This window comes from Dactylosporangium fulvum (assembly GCF_025137375.1).
In the GTDB taxonomy this organism is placed as follows: Bacteria; Actinomycetota; Actinomycetes; order Mycobacteriales; family Micromonosporaceae; genus Dactylosporangium; species Dactylosporangium fulvum.
The window spans coordinates 14,913-32,216 of the sequence record NZ_CP073720.1; the positions used below are offsets into that span (position 1 = coordinate 14,913).

17 protein-coding genes and 3 pseudogenes are annotated in these 17,304 nt (G+C 66.9%); 6 read left to right on the forward strand and 14 right to left on the reverse strand.

Translation table 11 applies throughout. From position 1 onward, the window contains the following. Position 1 precedes the first annotated feature (1 nt). The 8 genes from Dfulv_RS00075 to Dfulv_RS00110 all read right to left on the reverse strand — a co-directional run bounded on the left by Dfulv_RS00075 (position 2) and on the right by Dfulv_RS00110 (position 5,391). Positions 2-1,711 (reverse strand): replication initiator, encoded by a 1,710-nt coding sequence (locus Dfulv_RS00075; protein WP_406567904.1) that lies wholly within the window; start codon positions 1,709-1,711, stop codon positions 2-4. Further along, positions 1,708-2,112: a hypothetical protein gene (locus tag Dfulv_RS00080; RefSeq protein WP_259860535.1), complete on the reverse strand. Its 405-nt coding sequence runs from the start codon at positions 2,110-2,112 to the stop codon at positions 1,708-1,710. The genes Dfulv_RS00075 and Dfulv_RS00080 overlap by 4 nt, the downstream gene beginning before the upstream one ends. After that, entirely contained in the window at positions 2,109-2,651 is a 543-nt protein-coding gene (locus Dfulv_RS00085) for a DUF2637 domain-containing protein (RefSeq protein WP_259860536.1), read from the reverse strand. The genes Dfulv_RS00080 and Dfulv_RS00085 overlap by 4 nt, the downstream gene beginning before the upstream one ends. 2 nt (positions 2,652-2,653) lie before the next feature. After that, positions 2,654-2,893 (reverse strand): spread protein, encoded by a 240-nt coding sequence (locus Dfulv_RS00090; protein ID WP_259860537.1) that lies wholly within the window; start codon positions 2,891-2,893, stop codon positions 2,654-2,656. After that, positions 2,890-4,497, reverse strand: a complete 1,608-nt coding sequence (locus Dfulv_RS00095; protein ID WP_259860539.1) for an FtsK/SpoIIIE domain-containing protein — start codon at positions 4,495-4,497, stop codon at positions 2,890-2,892. The genes Dfulv_RS00090 and Dfulv_RS00095 overlap by 4 nt, the downstream gene beginning before the upstream one ends. A 26-nt stretch (positions 4,498-4,523) precedes the next feature. Continuing rightward, positions 4,524-4,715 (reverse strand): hypothetical protein, encoded by a 192-nt coding sequence (locus Dfulv_RS00100; RefSeq protein ID WP_259860540.1) that lies wholly within the window; start codon positions 4,713-4,715, stop codon positions 4,524-4,526. Between the two features lie 95 nt (positions 4,716-4,810). Beyond that, the gene (locus Dfulv_RS00105) at positions 4,811-4,999 is read right to left on the reverse strand and encodes a hypothetical protein (protein ID WP_259860541.1); all 189 of its coding nucleotides are present in this window, start codon (positions 4,997-4,999) and stop codon (positions 4,811-4,813) included. 8 nt (positions 5,000-5,007) lie between these two features. Further along, positions 5,008-5,391 carry a transcriptional regulator gene (locus Dfulv_RS00110; RefSeq protein WP_259860542.1) on the reverse strand — a complete coding sequence of 128 codons (384 nt, stop codon included), beginning with the start codon at positions 5,389-5,391 and terminating at the stop codon, positions 5,008-5,010. Positions 5,392-5,723: 332 nt separating this feature from the next. On the opposite strand from Dfulv_RS00110, the gene Dfulv_RS00115 reads away from it, so the two are divergent. Then, the gene (locus Dfulv_RS00115; protein WP_259860543.1) at positions 5,724-5,927 is read left to right on the forward strand and encodes a hypothetical protein; all 204 of its coding nucleotides are present in this window, start codon (positions 5,724-5,726) and stop codon (positions 5,925-5,927) included. Between the two features lie 37 nt (positions 5,928-5,964). On the opposite strand, the gene Dfulv_RS00120 is transcribed toward Dfulv_RS00115, so the two are convergent. From Dfulv_RS00120 to Dfulv_RS00130, 3 genes are all read right to left on the reverse strand, one after another. Beyond that, complete coding sequence (locus tag Dfulv_RS00120) at positions 5,965-6,693, reverse strand: GntR family transcriptional regulator (protein ID WP_259860544.1); 729 nt, start codon at positions 6,691-6,693, stop codon at positions 5,965-5,967. Positions 6,694-6,840: 147 nt separating this feature from the next. Continuing rightward, positions 6,841-7,236 (reverse strand): hypothetical protein, encoded by a 396-nt coding sequence (locus Dfulv_RS00125; protein WP_259860545.1) that lies wholly within the window; start codon positions 7,234-7,236, stop codon positions 6,841-6,843. 100 nt (positions 7,237-7,336) lie between these two features. After that, a complete protein-coding gene (locus Dfulv_RS00130; protein WP_259860546.1) occupies positions 7,337-7,642 on the reverse strand; it encodes a hypothetical protein in 306 nt (101 codons plus the stop codon). A 563-nt stretch (positions 7,643-8,205) separates the two neighbouring features. Here Dfulv_RS00130 and Dfulv_RS00135 point away from each other — a divergent pair. From Dfulv_RS00135 to Dfulv_RS00150, 4 genes and pseudogenes are all read left to right on the forward strand, one after another. Next, positions 8,206-9,423, forward strand: a complete 1,218-nt coding sequence (locus tag Dfulv_RS00135; RefSeq protein WP_259860547.1) for a helix-turn-helix domain-containing protein — start codon at positions 8,206-8,208, stop codon at positions 9,421-9,423. A 33-nt stretch (positions 9,424-9,456) separates the two neighbouring features. After that, a pseudogene (locus Dfulv_RS00140) lies at positions 9,457-10,164 on the forward strand (YdcF family protein). A gap of 136 nt (positions 10,165-10,300) precedes the next feature. Next, positions 10,301-11,092 carry a hypothetical protein gene (locus tag Dfulv_RS00145; RefSeq protein WP_259860548.1) on the forward strand — a complete coding sequence of 264 codons (792 nt, stop codon included), beginning with the start codon at positions 10,301-10,303 and terminating at the stop codon, positions 11,090-11,092. Positions 11,093-12,647: 1,555 nt separating this feature from the next. Next, positions 12,648-12,976, forward strand: a pseudogene (locus tag Dfulv_RS00150) (YdcF family protein); the annotation flags it as partial. 571 nt (positions 12,977-13,547) lie between these two features. Here Dfulv_RS00150 and Dfulv_RS00155 read toward each other — a convergent pair. The 3 genes and pseudogenes from Dfulv_RS00155 to Dfulv_RS00165 all read right to left on the reverse strand — a co-directional run. Continuing rightward, on the reverse strand, positions 13,548-14,219 hold the full coding sequence (locus Dfulv_RS00155; protein ID WP_259860550.1) for a hypothetical protein: 672 nt from the start codon (positions 14,217-14,219) through the stop codon (positions 13,548-13,550). Between the two features lie 331 nt (positions 14,220-14,550). Continuing rightward, the gene (locus tag Dfulv_RS00160; protein ID WP_259860551.1) at positions 14,551-14,844 is read right to left on the reverse strand and encodes a hypothetical protein; all 294 of its coding nucleotides are present in this window, start codon (positions 14,842-14,844) and stop codon (positions 14,551-14,553) included. Positions 14,845-14,954: 110 nt separating this feature from the next. Beyond that, positions 14,955-15,257 (reverse strand): annotated as a pseudogene (locus Dfulv_RS00165) (GNAT family N-acetyltransferase); the annotation flags it as partial. A 338-nt stretch (positions 15,258-15,595) separates the two neighbouring features. Between Dfulv_RS00165 and Dfulv_RS00170 the strand changes: the two are divergent. After that, positions 15,596-17,302, forward strand: a complete 1,707-nt coding sequence (locus Dfulv_RS00170) for a substrate-binding and VWA domain-containing protein (RefSeq protein WP_259860552.1) — start codon at positions 15,596-15,598, stop codon at positions 17,300-17,302. Positions 17,303-17,304: the final 2 nt, after the last annotated feature.

Genomic DNA, 17,304 nt, shown 5'->3' on the forward strand with positions numbered 1-17,304 from the left:
CTCAGCCCTTCACCCCGTGGTTGTCGGTTGCCTCAGTGGTGTTGCCGTCGTACTGCGCCGCGCGGTCCTTGGCGGCGTTGAGCGCGTTGCGCCACTGGATGCGTTGGGCGAGCGCGCGCAGGAGTCGGTGCCGCATCGGCGGCATGTCCGGGTCGTTGGGCCGGGCCAGCTCCCAGGCGACCGGGACCGGGGTGCCGGGCTCCGGCTCGTCGACGACCGGGACCTGGTCGACGCCGGCCGAGGCGCCGAGGAGTGCGCGGACCCAGGCCCGGGCGTCGTAACGGTGATCGGCGAGGGTCTTGCCGGACCAGTCGCGGGAGACGAGGATGCGCCGGCCGCCGATGCCAAGGGTCGAGCGTTGGTGGACGCGGCCCTTGCAGTTGCCGGGGCGGAGCTTGCCGTGCGCCTTCTTGGGCTGGATGCCGTAGAGCAGCCAGTTCGCGCAGCGGTCCGAGCATGGGATGACCCGCAGCTCTTGCCAGAACCGCTCCAGGTGGTCGCGTTGCCGGTCGGTCGTGATGGCGTGGCAGTCAGCCGCGGACTTGGTGATGTACTTCGTGATGTAGCCGATCGTGCGGTCGACGTTCTTGTCGTCCGCCGTGACGCCCTCGGCGTGGACGTGGGTGCCGAACCGGATCACGTGCGCCGGCTCCGCGTCGGGGTCGGCGTCGATCGCGTCGAGCGCCTCGTCCCAGGTGGTCAGTGGGAGTCCGGTTTCGGCGTCGCACCACGTCTCGGCGTCGCTGTCCCAGACCGGCCGGCACGTCGGCGCGTCGATCTTGGGCCACCACACCTGGTGGTAGGTTGCGGCGGCCACCTCCCGCAGCACCGCCCGGGGGAGGGTGCCCCGGATGGCGAAGTGTGCGTGTGGGGCGAGGCGGCGCTGTGGCTCGACGCAGCCGGCGTACTGGACGTTCCAGCCGACGCAGCGGCGCAGGTTCTGCCAGAACCGGTCGAGCAGCCGGGGGAAGGCGATCGCGTCCAAGGCCGCGCGACGGTAGTCGTATGTGGTCGGGTCGACGGGTGAGCCGTCCGGTCGTACGGGGCCGTACGAGTCGAGGGTGACCGTCAGCCACATCGACGGCCGGTACTCCGTGCCGTCTGGCGCGGTGTAGACGCGGCCGACGGTGCGTGGCTGGACCTTCTGCCGGGGCAGTGCCGGGGCGTCTTGCCGCCGCCGGGTGGAGCGCTGTCGTTTGGGCTCCGTGACGTGGTCGACGCGGTGCGGGGGTGCGACTGTGCCGCGTAGGCCCTCCGTTGCGATGGCTTCCTCAACCTCGCGGATCGCGTCGTCGATCTCCTCGACCTGGTCCCACTCGGAGGCGCGGACGGCCTGGTCGCGGTAGTGCTCGAGATGCGCCCGCAGGCTGATCAGCGCCCGCTGTCCCTCGGTCGCCGGCTGCGGCCCGGGAGCGGGTTCGTCAGTGCGGTGCCAGCCCTCGCGGATCTGGGTCTTGCGCAGTCGGCGAGCCCGCTTCGCGCACGGTGGGCACTTGTCCTCCCGGGTGGCACCGCATGGCACGTCGATGATCTCGGTCTGGCCGGTGGCCAGGTCGGTACGGCGCAGCCCGACCGGGCGTAGGCACACGCCGTACTCGGCGGCCATGTCCTTGACGACGTTGGCGGCGAGCGGGATCAGCATGCGGGCCGCCCGCGAGCCGGGCCGAGGTTCGTCGGCCAGGCCCGGGAGCGGTTCGGTGGTGAGGGTCAACGGTGACCACACCCCGAGCAGTGCGAGCGACCGCCACGTGATGACTTCGAAGAGGCGCCGAGGAGGAACAGGCCCACGATGCCGACCAGGGCAACGAGCCAGACGTGTGCCCGGACCCATTCGATGACGAGGATGACGCCCCAGCCGAAGAGGCCGAGCGCGGTCAGCCCAGCCACGACGGCGGCCACCCGTCCGGCGATGCGAAGCCGGTGACGCCAGACGTCACGGCCGGGCGGGGGTTCGAGCAGCGTTATGGCGATCGAGTACCGATCGGCGCCGAGGTTGACCGGGGTGCCCCAGCGGACGAGATGCCCCCGGGCGTGCGCCGAGCGCAGGACGTTGGCTAGCTCGGGGCCGGTACCGATGAGGTGGTGTTCGACGGGGCGAAGGTCGGTGGTCATCGCACGACTCCCGAGGGGATGGCGCCGTTGATGGCGCGCGGCAGCGGCTCGACGGGGATCTCGGTTGCGGGCATCGGTTCCGGCGCAGTCGAGGTCGGCGCCGGCGGCTCGATCGGCTTTGGCTGTCGACGTGCGCCCGAGGCGAGCAGCGCGGCGGCGGCCATGACCATCAGGCCGTCAACCGCAGCCGGTCCAGCGACAGTGGTCAGCGGGTCTTCGCCGTAGTGGCGCAACAGACTGGATAGGTGCCGGTACGACACCACCGCGGCGACGAGCGCGACGGGTAGCAGCCCCCCGAACCGGGCCAGCAGCCACCAGCCGCCCGTCGGCCACGGGGTACGGGCGAGGATCTCGACCGCGATGAACAGCGCGACCGGCCAGAACATCGCGCTGATGACCGCGCCGACCTCCGGCGACCAGCCGGCCGGAGCGTCGGTTGGTGGGACGTAGCAGTGTGCGATATTCGCGGCGAGAGAGGCGAGGCCGCCGACGAGGGTGCCGATGTAGGCCCAGATCCGGCCGTGGGGTTTGGGGTGCATGGTCAGCGGCCTTTCGGGGTGATCGGGACGCGGATCCAGTCGGGTGGTTCGCCGGTGGAGGCGACCGCTTCGGACAGGCAGCGCCACAGCGCCCATGCCTCGGCCGGGGTCAGGTACATGCGACGCCGGCCCGCCCCGACGGCGAGGTACAGGTCTTCGCCGTCGGTGACGCGGACCGTGACCGCCGACGAGCCACGCTCGACGTCCGGCGCGCGGAGCCGGTAGAAGCGGCGGGTGGTCATGCCGACTCACCGCCGTCGAGGAGGGTCGCCAGGCTGTCCGGCAGCAACGGCCCGGCAGCGTGCCGACCTGGCCGGTACGTGTGCCGGCGTGGTTCCTTCCGCGGCTCCGGCACCTTCTCGACCGCCGGGGTAGCCGACGCAGCGTAGGTCTGGGCCATGGCGCGGATCTCGTCGTCGGTGACGTAGCTGAACCGCACCCGGGCCGGCTCCGGTCGGTCGTCGAGCACGACGTACCCAACGCCGCGCATCGACGGGTGCGCCGGGATCTGGTCGCACAGCGCGCCACGGTTGCGGGCGCCGTCACCGAGGACCAGGTCGACCTGGTTGGGTTCGTTGAGCCGCATGGCGACGCGGGTCGGGAAGAAGTCGCGCAGTTCGACGACTTCCTTGCGCGGGTCCTGGGTGGAACCGACGACGAGGATGCCGAGGCCAGCGCCCTGAGTGAGCAGCAGCGCGAGCGCGGCCCGTGCCCGGTTGCGTAGCTCGATGTCCAGCAGCAGCGCGACGAGGGCGAGCATCTCGTCGACCATCAGCACGTACAGCGGCTCATCGAGCGTCGGCGCGTGGACGCGGACTTTGCCCTGCATCCGGGCCTGCCGTGCCCGCATGATTCCGACGAGTTCCTCCAGCATGTCGACCATCGGGGCGGGGTCGGCGTACTCGTACCGGCTGAACAGCTCCCGGCCGATGGACAGCTCGACGCCGCCCTTCGGGTCGATGCCCCACAACCTGACCAGCCCTGAGCGGATGCCGCTCGCCAGGGCGCGGATCAGCGACCACTGCACCGAGCCCTTCCCGGACCGGGTGGCGCCGACGATGAGCAGATGTGTTGCCAGCAGGCGGAGGAGGAACGTCTCCAGGTCTTCGCGCAGCGCCAGCGGCAGCGCGGTGAAGTCCGGCTCCTCCGGGACCGGGAAGGCCGGGACGGTGCGCTGTAGCGGGTCGCGGCGGATGAACACCAGCCAGACCAGCCGGGGCCGGTCGCGGTACCGCACCCGGTCGACCGCCCGCAGCAGCGGCGCCCAACGCCCGGACCGCACCGGCGGGTGAGTGCGTCGTCCGGGGTAGACCCGGCAGGTACGGGAGTTGAACGAGTACGCCAGGTTTGCCGCCGCTTTGTGGTACAGGTCCGGGTTCTGGCCGCGCGGCATCCGCAACAGCACCTCGTCGGTGGCAAAGGTGCAGCGAACCCCCAGCAGCTTCGGCACGGTGAGCCGGCCGTCAAATCGTTCCGCGAGCCGGCAGACGGTCAGCGCCTCACGCCAATGCCAGGTGTAGACGAACAACCGCCGCCACCAGGCCAGTAGCGGCAGCACCACGAACCGCTCACACGAGCCGCGCCAGCGCCACCACCACAACCCACCCAGCCCGGCCACGGCGACGAGGACCAGGACCAGCACGAGCCAGCCGTGCTGGTGCCACAGCCACAGGCCACCGGCGGTCAGCGTCAGCGAGCGCCAGTTGCGGCCGGCGACCGGCACCAGCCGGGCCAGCGCGCGGGCGGTCTTCCACAGCAGGTACGGGATGACGATCCACATGACCAGCCACCACGGCAGCGGGATGGACAGCCTGCGGAAGTTGACCAGCGGAGCATTGTTCTTCACTTTCGACCCTCCCCATTCGTCGCTGGTCACCGGACCGGCGCCAGACACGCGAACCGGCCGCGGGCGTCGCGGCGGAACGCGAGCAGTTGCAACGGCATGCCGGTGAACCAGCGGGTGAAGCGCCCGTGTGCGTCGCGCGCTATGGGCATGAGCAGCAGCAGTTGGCCGCGACAAGCGGAGCGGCGGCCGTGCTGGATCGAGGGGCCGGATTTGGGCATGATGAAGCCCGCCTTCCTTGCCTCAGCAGGGGTTTCGGGAGGAGCGGGGCGGTCTGTATGCCGTAGGAAGCCGGACCGCCCCGCACCACGTACGTTCAGGCCGCCGTCCGCAGGTCGTTGGCCGCGTGCAGCGCGTCGACGACTCGGGCGAGCCCGTCACGGTCGAGGAACAGCGCCACCGACCCGTCAGATCGGCCGATCTCCAACCAGACCCGGTCACCGGCGCTGGTGCGGTGGGTCTGCAACGGCGTCTCGGCGCCGATGTGGACGTTGACCGAGATCATGGCCGCGCTCACTTGCCAGCCTTGCCGGCCGAGCGGAAGCCGGTCGCGCGGTAGGAGTAGGTGAGCCGGCCGGTGTTGCCGACGTACGGCGTGACCGTCATCCCCTCGAACTCCACCGGCGCGAACGGCGTGCTGCTGTCCGGCACCGGCTGCACGTTCGCCGAGATCTTGACCGACACCTCACGCGACCGGCCCGCCAGCTCCGGGTCCATGTCCATGACCCGCACGGTCCAGACCCGCAGCCCGGACACCTTGTCCACGCTCGGGGTCCGAGTGCGGGTCGCTTCGTTGTAGTCCTGCGCCTCCGTGATCGAGTCCGGGACCAGCACACAGCCGGCCGAGAAGACGTCCTCGAACCGGACAGAGAACCGGGTGCCACCCTTCAGAGCCACTGACCTCTCCTCGTTCGTAGGTTCATACCTAGACAACAACTTAACTTGTCATGTGTCTCGATGGTAGCTCGCAAACCTAACTTGTTAAGTGGGCGAGTCCGGTTGAGTGATTGAAGACTCCGGATTGAGTAACACCGACGCCACTCGGATTGCAGAATGCACATTCAGCGCGCCGGCCGTGCCCCACCCACTGCAGTCCGCCCTGCACAATGATTGCCGTGAAGATGTCGGGCGCTGATTGGATCACGATCGCGGCCTACGAGAACCAGCCTGGCTGCCTTCAGCCGATGGCGGCCGTACGCGCTTGACTGCGCGACCGCGGCATCGACTGGATGCCGTTCGATCAGGACGAGATCCGTTGGGGACTCGCCTGCAGCATCGCCGAGGACGGCCACTGGCACGGGTGGTTCGATATCCGCGTCCAGGCCGACGCGCTGCGGCGGATCGGTCTACACCCCGACCAGCCAACTGCCAAGGTCATCGGCCCGTCCCCACCTGGGTGGTGGCACGCCGACGCAGAACGCCGCGCCCATTAACACCCCAGAAGACAATTTCTGAGACACGGCTTAGCAATCAGGTAAGCGGGAAGGAGTCCTCGAACTCGTGCCGTGCCGGCGGTACCACCACATCGAGCGCGAACGCTGGCAGGCCTTCACGGGTGTAGACCGAGAACAGTGCGGTCAACACCCAGTCGTTCCGGTCGATCTCCAGAAGTTGCCGCTCCTCGGCCGTCGCCGGCCGCGCCGAGATCCGTTCGGTGGCGTGGCCGAACTGCAGGCCCTTCCGCGTTGCGAGGTGTTGGAGCAAGCCCTCGGGCAGAGGGTCGGTCGACCCGACAGCCGTACCCTCGGCCAGGTCCGCCGGCACGTACGCCGTGCCCAGCTCGACCGGCCCCAGCCCGTCGACGCTCACCAGGCGGCGCCGCACCACGACGGGCGAGCCTTCGCGGATGTCGAGCGCTGAAGCGGCCCGCGTCGGTGCCGGGACCTCGGCGACGTCGATGATCCGTACGCGGCCCTCGGCTTCGTCTGCCAGCAGAGCGGCGGCATGGGCTGGCATGGTGCGGGGTTCCGGCGGCTTCGACCGGACGAACCGGCCCTTGCCCTGCTGCGTATCGATCCACCCGTCCTGGCGGAGGATCTCCAGCGCCCGGACGACCGTCGGCCGGGACGTGTCGAACTCCTTCATCAGCGCGCTTTCGCTGGGCAGCATCACGCCGGACGGGTACGTGCCGTCCTCGATGCGCGCCTGGAGCGTGTTGACGATCGTGATGTATTTGGGCGGCGCATACTCGATCGGCATCGAGACCACCGTTCAAGAAGACGACAACATAGCTTGTCAAGAGCTTAACTGCAGGGGTAAACCCCTGTCGATTCGGCCGTTCAGCCGACGGGCAGCACGTAGCCCGACCTGGCGACAGCCACGCCGCTCGGCCGGGGTCACGGCGAGCTACTGCCGAGCGTCGAGGTCGGCTTCGCGGAGCTTGATCGACTCGACGTGACGACGCCAGACGATCTCCATCGCAGCCTCGTAGCCGTGCGCTTGATACTCGCCCTTGTCGGGTTCGCGCGCCTCGATCTCGTCCACGTAGTCCGTTGTGAACTCTGCGATCGCGGCGGCGCGGTCCTGGGCGTACCGGCTGCGTTGCTTCGGCTGCAGCTCGCGCCAGCAGCGAGCAACCTCCCGCACGAGAACACGGCGATCATGTGGATCGTCGAGCCGGTTGGCCCGCAGAGCCACCTCACGGCCGCCGTTCAACTCGGCGCAGCGCCCGATCAGCGGCAACAGCGTGAGCGCGACCTCCAGTTGCAGCTCAGCGTCAGCTGCTTGTCCTTGCCCAGCCATGTTGCGACCCCCTCTGAGCCTGGCCCGCACCGAACTGGCGCGGGATGGGACGATGGGGCGCGGTCCCTTGGTGCTACCGACATCAAGGGGCCGCCCCGAATTACGAGCCCTGTTCGTTCTCAGCCGGCGCGATGACATCGACCGACTCTGCTTCTTCTCTGGTCAGTGCCTCGCGCAGCGTCGCAGCGTGTGCCGTCAACTCCGCACTCAATCGCTCAAGCGGCTTGATCACCGAGTCCGACGGACCCTGGTGCCCGAACTCCAGAATCACCGTCGAGTCGTCGTCTTTGACCACCACGACTACCGAGCCGTCATCCTCGACCGCCCGCCAGGCCCACAGTGTCCGGGCGTCGAGGTAGACGTCGCCCCTGGGCGCCTTCCGTACAGTCGCCACCCGGAAACTCATAGACTCCGCGCCTTCGTCTGGTTGGCCCGCCATGCCTGACCCCGCGTCAGGCGAAACTCTTGCATCAGCACCGTTGGGCTGTTCCAGTCGACGACGGCCGAGCCGAGACCCTCCTGATACGGCCGAGGCATGTCCTGGCAATGAACCCGCCCGCGTGGCCACGACGCGCCGCAGGCTCTGCACCGGAACCCCCACCGCCACCAACTCCAGACACGAACGTGCATCTGCCCTCCCTTGGATTTCGTTTGCAGACAGCCGGCTACGACTTCGACGGCGAGGTACGGCTCTGATCCATGGCCGTGCCGTTGCAGTCCACGCATGATCCGACCGCGAGTACCGCAGCGTTTTCGCCGGTTCGAAGCCGTCCCCGCAGACTGATCACCTTCCAGCCGCGGCCCTCGCACGAACCACACGAAGAAGACGGATTGCGGTGCGTCACCAGGCACCACCTACGCGAGCCGCCCGAATCATGAGTCGAGCGTCTACCCAGATTCGGCATTTACCCCGGAAAATTGTTCCGGGGTCAACTCGGAGGGCGGTGCGACGCTTACAGCATGCGCGGGATGACGAACACATTGACCATCGGCGAACGAGTCGCCTGGTACCGCCGCCGACGCGGCATGTCGCAGGAGGTCCTGGCCGGCCTCGTCGGCCGAACGGTCGACTGGCTGAGCAAGGTCGAGAACAACCGCATCGACCTCGACCGGCTCTCCGTCATCAAGTCCCTCGCCGACATGCTGGACGTCGCCCTCGCCGACCTGGTCGCCGAGCCGTCGCTGATGGAGTGGACCAGCGACAGTGGCATGCGCACCGTGCCCGCCCTGCGCGCCGCCCTCATGGACTACCGCAACGTCACCCCGTTCGGCGCCAGCATCAGCGCCGTCGAGCCACCCACCGTCCCGGTGCTGCAGCATGAGCTGTCGACGCTGTGGGACGCCTACCAGTCCGCCCGCTTCGGCTACGTCACCGGCCGGCTCCCCAGTCTCATCGCCCACGCCGAGGCCGCCGTCAGCACCTTCACCGGCGACGACCTCGACGCGGCCCGCCGAGTCCTCGGCCTGGCGTACCAGCTCGCCGCCGTACAGCTGACGAAGATCGGCGAAGCCGACCTCGCCTGGATCGCCGCCGACCGCGGACTCGGCGCCGCCCGGGCCGCTGGCGACATCGTGCTGACCGGCACGCTCCTGCGCTCCGTCACCCACGCGCTCCAGGCCACCGGCCGCTACCGCGAGGCCGTACAGCTCACCAACGACGCCGCGAACTACCTGGAGCCGAACCTCAGCGACCCGTCACCCGAGATGCTGTCGGTGTACGGCACGCTGTTCCTCGCCGGCTCCATCGCCGCCGCCCGCGCCAACGACGCGATCACCACCCGGACCTTCCTCCAAGCCGCCGACGAGGCCGCCACCCGGCTCGGCAAGGACGCCAACCACCTCTGGACCGCGTTCGGCCCCACCAACGTCGCCATCCACCGGGTCGCTACTGCCGCCGAGCTCGGCGACGTCCAGGTCGCCGTCGACCTCGGCCCGCAGGTGGATACTTCCGGCATGCCGATGGAGCGGCGCGTACGGCACGCACTCGAGGTCGCCCGCGCATACAGTGCGTGGAACCGCGCTGATGAGGCGCTCGACACGCTGCTCGAGGCCGAGCGGATGGCCCCGGAGCAGGTCCGGTACCACGTGCTGAGCCGCCAGTTGGTCCTCACATGGGTCCGGCAGCAGCGAACCAAGCCGTCGACGGCGCTGGTCGAGCTGGCCCGCCGGCTCGACGTCATGGACTGAGCGGCCCGCGCCGGCACCGCTTACTGTGTGGGCGTGACGCATGCCGAGGAGAGCACCGCAGCGACCACGATCCCGGAAGAACACCGCGCCGACGTCGAGACGTTGTGGGAGTACCACAACATGCACCACGAACCCCGCCCGTGCGACGTCGGCATCGGCCTCGGCAGCCACGACCTGGGCGTCGCCATCATCGCGACCGACCTCTACCACCGCGGCATGTACCCGCTACTGGTCTTCACCGGCGCAAACGCCCCGACCACGGTCAAACGCTTCCCGCGTGGCGAAGCCGTCCATTATGCCGAGTACGCCATCGAGCACGGCGTGCCGGTTGATGTGGTGTTCGTCGAGCCCGAGGCGACCAACACCCAGCAGAACTTCGAGCTGACTCGCAAGCTCCTCGACGACTGAGGTGTCGCCGCCCGCTCAGCGATCGTCATGTCCCGCCCCTACCAGCAGCGCCGCGCGTATGCGACCGCCAAGAAGCTCTGGCCCGAGCTGGACGTCATCTGCGCCTCTAACCCGCTGGGGCTGGACGACTACGTACGCAGTATCGGCGATACCAACAAGGTCATCAGCATGCTGGTAGGCGATACCCAGAGGGTGAGGGTCTACGCTGACCGTGGGTTCGCGGTCGCGCAGCACATTCCGACGAGCGTCTCCGCTGCGTATGAACGACTGGCTGCTGCTGGTTTTACCAGCCGCCTAATAGCACCCGAGAGACCGACAGGGGCGGGTCGATGAAGCCACCGAATGAGAACGGCACAGCTCACGAGCCGGCCAACGGCACGGGGAACACCAACCCTTAACCTAATAGGGCCACTAGACGCCTCCGAGAGTTCGCGAATCGGCGGTTGCACCAAGCCTCTACCGTTGCCGTATGGCTCCTGATGCAAGGGAATCGGCAGCAAGTAAAAGTGGTGCTGCGATATTGGGCGCACTATCCGCCGCTGCATTGACCGCATATACGGGCGAGCCCGTGAGTAGCTCGGCGGCAGGCGCCGCGCTCGGCGCAGTCCTCGACGATATCGGCGAACGCATGCTAAGCAAGCGAGAGCAGCGCAGAGTTAAGACTGTCGTCACGCACGCAGCACGATCGATCAAGCAGAGATGGGTTGAGGGTCACGACCTGCGTGAAGACGGATTCTTTGCGGCCGACACGGATAGTCGATCATTCTTCGAAGAGATCACGGAAGGCGTACTCCTTGCTGCGCAGCGTGAGTACCAGGAACGGAAGCTCCCGTATCTTGGCAACCTGATTGCGAATGTTGCTTACACCCCCAACATCGACCGGGCGAGTGCGAATTGGGCGGTACGAACCGCGTCAGAACTGGGCTGGACGCAATACATGCTGCTATCGACCGTTGGCCGAGAGAGCATCTCCTTGCCGGACGTTGAGATCGGCAAAAGCAACCAAAACTGGCATAGCTGGTCTATCCATCACGAGCTACACGATTTGAGTTGGACGAGATCTCTTGTGGGCGCTCCACCACTGCAAACCGAGTCGCTGCGCCTAACCAAAATTAACACCAACGCCGCTGCGATGCGTCTTAACTCAGGTGGGACCCTCCTGTTCCACCTGCTCGAACTGAACGAGGTCCCTCTCCAGGAGCTCGAAGATCTGCTGAATCGAATGACGAGGGAGGCGCCGGAAGAAGGGCCGGCTACTTAGTCAGCGGGAGTGGCTTGTCCGCGTGGCATGCTGCCTGGCCGCCGCAATTCTGGTCGCAATCCGGAGCTGATAGTGCGGCGGGCCGCCCTTCGCCGCCGTTGCTCAGGTTGACGTGGCGCGTGTGTACACGCTTGATGACTATGGCGACCGCTGCCCGGGTATTGCGTCGATCCGCGATACCTTGCGAGAAATTTCTCAGCATTGTGGCGCCTGGTGTACGCGAGACAATTTGATCAGTGGAGCGGGGCGACCGCCCGACCTCTTGTCAACGGTGCAGACCATTCGTGACTTCACCTTATCCGCTTTCACATAAACAACCTCGCGGTCCTCTTCCCGTAGGATCACGTGCCAGCCGTCTTTTGCAGATAGCGTGTACCCCACGATCACCTCATTGGAATCGTTTGAGATTTTCTCGGCTGGAAACCAAGGATATCTGGCAATGCTGGCGAGGCCACGAATTTCGTGCGGATTGTCGTATACCTTGGATGCTGAGACGAACATAACAAAGCAAACGACAGCCATCGCTGTAGCGCACACCAGGCAGACACTCTGACGACCAGCGAAACGGCCCACACGGTTCGATAGTCGGCGCCGACGTTCACGCCTTCCCTTCTCCCTTCGCCTTGAGTCAGAGTCCGTGTAGTGTCTCCTTCTATCTTCCTCCCGCGTATGAGCTCTCAACTGAATTCGATTTAAGGTCGCACGCCAGGCCAGGATGCCGGCAAGTGTGCAGTACGCCACTGTCTGCATCTGCCAGCTGTTGGTCACGTAGCCGACGCCTTCTCCGCTAAAACCGTGTAGCGTATGGCGCCATATAGCGGCGTCGCAAAGGTCGCCACTTCGGATGTGGTGCCAGGATGATTGGGCTGTCTTGGCTAGTTCAATAGCCCGAAATCTTACTTCATTAAGAACCGCCTTGGGTGTCCGAACGTACGCCGGACTGGCGATCAGACACGCGACGGCGCTCAGAGTCGCGAGCTGAAAACGCCGAAAGAGAGCCAGGCCGAGTGTCAATGCCGGCAGGAACGGGGGAATTAGCGGAATCACAGTCCCTAGAAGGGTGTCGACGGCCCCCTTCTCCGATGCGAGGGTGCTGGCCGTTGTAGTGTCGTAATTGGATATGACGATAAGGCGGATTCCGGTAGCGACTAAGATCACTGCGGGAGAAGCTATCAAAATCCGAATCGGTCGGGAGAGTCTTTTGGTCGGAGCCGACTCGGGCTGAGGTAGGTCTCGAGGTTGATCTTTCGTGCTGTTCGAAGGCATGCTCCACCAAACGACGTCAATCGAAGTATGCCCAATACATCACAATTCATGGGTGCTGTGTCAATGACCCAAAGTTGGAAGAAGTTACCTGGTAGGACGATGTCGGAACCGTTCGACGATCTCCGCAATGGATATGTGGCTGAGCGATTCCGGCAACGAACCGGGCGAGCCGCCCAGGACTCGTCGGATCTGCGGACGCTGAAACCGGGTGGCCACCACGTCTGACGTTTGCGTCGGCAGCGGACCAAGGAAGTCGACGCGGCTAGGAGAGCCCGTGCAGGCTCGTGGCATGACGCATGCTGAGGAGAACATCGCAGCTATCACGATCCCGGAAGGACACCGCGCAGACGTAGTGCATGTTGCCGGAGTATCACAACATGCACCACGAACTGCGCCCGTGTGGCGTCGGCATCGGTCTCGGCAGTCCCGACCTGGGCGTGGCCATCATCGCCACCCACCTCTACCACCACGTTGTACCCGCAGCTGGTCTGCACCGGCGCCAACGTCCCAAAGACATCGAACGCTTCCCACACGGCGAGGCGGTGCACTATGCCGAGTACGCCATCGAGCACGGCGCGCCGGCCGACAGCCGTGCTCGTCGAGCCCGACGCGACGAACGCGCAGCACGTTAAGCATCTGGTGGGACGCGAGTGTCAAGCATGTGCCGGGACCGGACAGTGTCGCGTGCAAACGCATTGCCGAATTGGGCTGTACTAGATCAAGGCGCCTACGGCGCAGCCCGCGCACGGTCGCCGGCCCAGCGTGCGACCGGCGCCCGCGCTCCGCGTCGGCGCCGTAATCCCGCCCGGCCGGAACGCCGCGCACGGACTGCGTGGCCTGGTCTTGAAAGAGCTCGGTCAGCTTGCGGCCTCCGATGGTTCGGCAGCTTTTGACCTCGGTCCGTTGGGCTACATGACGTAGCTCCCGCGGGCACCGGTCGGCGCTGGGGCACCTCCCTGCCGACTCTGCGTGTAGTTCCGCTCTTGCCTCCGGCGGGGCCTCCAGCCGGGGCCTCAGGGTTCCGGTGGGAGTCCCGCCGCACACCCGACGTCCGGGCAAGCCAACGGGCCGGCGACGGGGGCCGCCAAGCGTGGTCGCGGACGTTGCCGTCGGTACTCACGAGGGCAGCCCCCGCCGCCGGCCCGTTCCCGAGAGGCAGACGACGGGTATACGGCGGGGTCGGGTGGCGTTACGGCGTTGTTGGTTCGCGGCGCATGGACCATTGGTCGTCCGCGAACCTCACCACGGCGTTGATCTGGTCAATCTTCAGCGGCGCGACCGCAAGGACCAGCTCGCCCACGGCCCGAAGTCTGGGAACCCGATCCTGCACGGACGGACGTGGAGGCGGTCCCTCGGTTGTGCGAGCGGCCATCGCTTCAAGGTCGTCGGCGCGGACACACAGCGTCGCGGCCATTAGCTCCAGCCGTTCGGGCATCGGCACGCGGCCGTTGCCCATCGCCATCGCGACCGTGCTCTCAGCGGACCACGTCGCATAAGCCACGGCTCGTCGGCTGAGGTTTCGGACCAGGAGCAGCCGTCTGAACACCGCCCCGAATGTCACCGTCTCCAGTTCTGCCAGGGATGCTGGGCCGCCTGTGATCTCTGTTCTGGGCAGCGACCGGGCGTAGTCCCGGACCGCTTCGGCTTCCGAGATCTGTAATCCGTACTTGATCAACGACTCCACAAGGCCCGTGACATCGGGCTCGGCGGGCATGTACTCAGCAGGGATCTCGGCGCCGGCGATGGCGAGTACGTCGGCGGGCCGCAGGTCGAGTATCGGCGCCAGGTCGAGCAGCTGTCCGTGTGCCGGCACTGCGACTCCACGATGCGCGCAGAGTCGCTCCAGCGGGGTCGCAGTCATATCTGCCAATCTACCGGTAGGCCTGTCCAAGATCATCGGGACCAGATCCGGACCAAATGAGAGCGAGAAGAGCTGTCAAACGATCACAAGGGTTGACAGTGTTCTGCCTGTTCAAGGGCCGGATCTGCCCGATACACGCGATCTTCAACGGCCGTCCGAGGTTAGGGGTTCGAGTCCCCTCGCTTCCACTCAATCCTCGCTCTGATCTGCGGCGTTCCGATCGCCAAGATCGACCGGTAACCCCGGGTAAAGTCAGGTCTGATCTTGCTTCCGTCGCGCGGCCATCAGTGCGCCGCCGACCAGGCCGTGCACCTTGATCCGCTGTGGTACCTCAACTGGATCGAAGCGGCACAGCAGGCGGCCAATGCAGGTGGTCTTCGCGGCCTCCGTTGAGCCGAAGAACGACCGCCAGGTCAGCGGCGGTCTGCCGCGCCTCAATTCGATAAGTTTCGCTGGTCCATCCCTGATGCCATGGCCCACCCGGACCGGCTACGAAGATCAGCGCCTCCAGAGCGGACGCGGCAAGGTCTGGAACGGGTTCGGGCAGTATCGCGGTATGCGGCCCGTCGGATGCCTCGGCAAGAAGGGGATGCAGATACTCGCCGCCGGGCAAGGTGGCGGCCACGAGAGCTTTCCGCTCGCTCAAGGCCGGGGGCCCACCCCGCACCCCCCAATGCCGCGCTTCGCGTGGCAACGGCGCCGGATCAACCAACCGTTCGGTACGGCGTCTGATCGTCAGCTGTCTGTGGACAGGCGGGCGTGGAGATGCATGTCGTGCCAGCCGTCGTCATGCAGGGCCTCGCTGCGTTTGGTGCCCTCGGCGGGGAAGTCGGCCTTGAGCGCGACCCGGCACGACGCCGGGTTGGCCGTCGAGTGGTTCAGTTCTACCCGGTGCAGGCCGAGCGTCGCGAAACACCACGATACGAAGGCGGTCAGCGCGCGTGGGGCCACGCCCCGGCCGCGGGAGGACGGCAGCACCCAGTACGACACCTCGGCCGAACCCTCGGCCAGCGCGATCCGGCGCAGGCGGGCGATCCCCGAGGAGCGTGCGGTGCTCGTCGACGCGCGTGATCTCGACCCCGCCGAGGTTGAATATCTCGCCGGGGCGCGCACCATCAGATACGACATCAGCGACATCATGCTCCGGACGGGTCGTCGCTGTCGACGTGGCGTGCACATGGCAGCCCGACGGTGGCAATCCGCGACATCGCCGACTGCTCGATGCGATCACCAAAAGGATTCCAAAAGGAAACTCTCAGGGTTTCCGACTGAACGTGATCAAGGAAATGCGGAGTGTACGCGCATCGCTCAAATCCGGCGTACGAATAGCCGAACGCGTGACCCACGATCGGCTTAACTAGGGAATATTGGTAGCCGTGAGAGGACGGCACCGGGCGACAGACCTGAGAAGCAACGGGTTCGTCGCCCTCGCAGCCGGCATGGTCCTGCCCCTCGTCGTGATCGGTGCCGTCTACAGCGGCTATCGAGTGATGTCGACGTCGGGCTGCTCGGGAACAGTGCGACTGTCGGTCGCGGCGAGCCCGGAGATCGCGCCGGCCATCAAGGACGCCGCAACCCGCTGGCTGAAGACGGAGCCGCGGGTCAACAACGAATGCGTGGCGGTCGACGTGGCGCCGGTCGCTTCGGCGGAGGTTGCCGCCGCGATCGCCGGTGAGCACGGCGTCAACATCCCCAGCCTCGGCCAGGCCGACGGCAAGACCCACGTCCCGCAGGTCTGGATCCCGGACTCCTCGATGTGGCTGCAGCGCATGCGTGCCACACGCGAGGATCTCGTGCCGCAGGCCACGCCGTCGCTGGCCCGCAGCCCCATCGTCCTCGCCGTGCCCGAACCGACCGCCAAGTCGCTCGGCTGGCTGGAGAACAAGCTGACCTGGAAGCAGGTGCTCCAGCAGATCGTCGGGGACACCCGCATCACACCGGGCATCGTGGACCCCAACCGCGACTCGGTCGGTGTGTCGACGCTTGTGGCGATGGCCTCGGTGCGTGACCAGTTCGGCCCGGAGGGTGACTCGCTGACGGTCGGCGCGGTGAAGTCGCTGATGACCGGCAAGTCGGAGCAGCCGTCCGGGCTGATCGCCCGGTTCCCGCGTGACGCCGACCCGAGAACGCTGTCGACCGCGGTCACCCTGGCACCGCTGTCGGAGCAGGCGCTGCACGCCTACAACGCCGGCGGTCCGGCGGTACCGCTGATCGCCGTCTACCCTGATCCGGCGCCGATCGCGCTCGACTTCCCGTACGCGGCGATGCCGCGGCTGTCGCCGAACCGCGCCGCCGCGGCGGAGCAGTTCCGGTCGGTCCTGACCGGGTCCGAGTTCCGCAACCTGCTGGCCGCGCACCACCTGCGTGCCAACGACGGCTCGGTCGGCGTGGGCATGACCCTCGGGCCGAGCGCCGCGAGCGGCGGAGGGGTCACCCCGGTTCCCGATCCGGCGGTGATCAACAAGGCGTTGCAGATGTGGGTGGAGATCACCCAGCCGTCGCGGATGCTCGCGGTGATCGACACGTCGTCGGCGATGAAGGCTTCCGTGCCGTCGGCCGGCGGGCTGACAAAGGGACAGGTCGCGGTCCAGGCCGCCCAGGGTGGTCTGGACCTGTTCCCCGACTCGTGGGCCGTCGGGCTGTGGTCGTTCTCCGTGGGCCATCGCGAGCTCGTCCCGATCGGCCCGCTGACCGCCCAGCGCGACCAGTTGCGCGGCGCGATCGGCGGGCTCAAGCCGGACACCAAGGGCGGCAGCGGGTTGTACGACACGATCTTCGCCGCCTACCAGACGGTTCAACAGGGCTGGGATCCCGGCCGGGGCAACTCCGTCGTCGTCATCACGGGCGGGCGGAACAACAGCCCCGGCGGCATCTCGCTCGACTCGCTGGTCGGCTCGCTGCAGCAGGCGGAGAAGCCGGACCAGCCGGTGCAGATCATCATCATCGGCGTCGGCTCCGAGATGAACCAGGCGGAGATGCAGAAGGTCGTCGACGCGACCGGCGGCGCGGTCTTCATCGCCTCCGACCCCTCCAAGATCGGTGAGATCTTCATGCGGGCGCTCGCCCTGGATGACGGGCGATAGAA

Bases quoted from the DNA above. Each gene is read 5' to 3' on its own strand.
- Dfulv_RS00100 (WP_259860540.1), bottom strand. From the start codon at position 4,715: ATGCCCAAATCCGGCCCCTCGATCCAGCACGGCCGCCGCTCCGCTTGT.
- Dfulv_RS00135 (WP_259860547.1), top strand. From the start codon at position 8,206: ATGACGAACACATTGACCATCGGCGAACGAGTCGCCTGGTACCGCCGC.
- Dfulv_RS00155 (WP_259860550.1), bottom strand. From the start codon at position 14,219: ATGACTGCGACCCCGCTGGAGCGACTCTGCGCGCATCGTGGAGTCGCA.
- Dfulv_RS00080 (WP_259860535.1), bottom strand. From the start codon at position 2,112: ATGACCACCGACCTTCGCCCCGTCGAACACCACCTCATCGGTACCGGC.
- Dfulv_RS00115 (WP_259860543.1), top strand. From the start codon at position 5,724: ATGCCGTTCGATCAGGACGAGATCCGTTGGGGACTCGCCTGCAGCATC.
- Dfulv_RS00085 (WP_259860536.1), bottom strand. From the start codon at position 2,651: ATGCACCCCAAACCCCACGGCCGGATCTGGGCCTACATCGGCACCCTC.
- Dfulv_RS00105 (WP_259860541.1), bottom strand. From the start codon at position 4,999: ATGATCTCGGTCAACGTCCACATCGGCGCCGAGACGCCGTTGCAGACC.
- Dfulv_RS00145 (WP_259860548.1), top strand. From the start codon at position 10,301: ATGGCTCCTGATGCAAGGGAATCGGCAGCAAGTAAAAGTGGTGCTGCG.
- Dfulv_RS00090 (WP_259860537.1), bottom strand. From the start codon at position 2,893: ATGACCACCCGCCGCTTCTACCGGCTCCGCGCGCCGGACGTCGAGCGT.
- Dfulv_RS00125 (WP_259860545.1), bottom strand. From the start codon at position 7,236: ATGGCTGGGCAAGGACAAGCAGCTGACGCTGAGCTGCAACTGGAGGTC.
- Dfulv_RS00130 (WP_259860546.1), bottom strand. From the start codon at position 7,642: ATGAGTTTCCGGGTGGCGACTGTACGGAAGGCGCCCAGGGGCGACGTC.
- Dfulv_RS00120 (WP_259860544.1), bottom strand. From the start codon at position 6,693: ATGCCGATCGAGTATGCGCCGCCCAAATACATCACGATCGTCAACACG.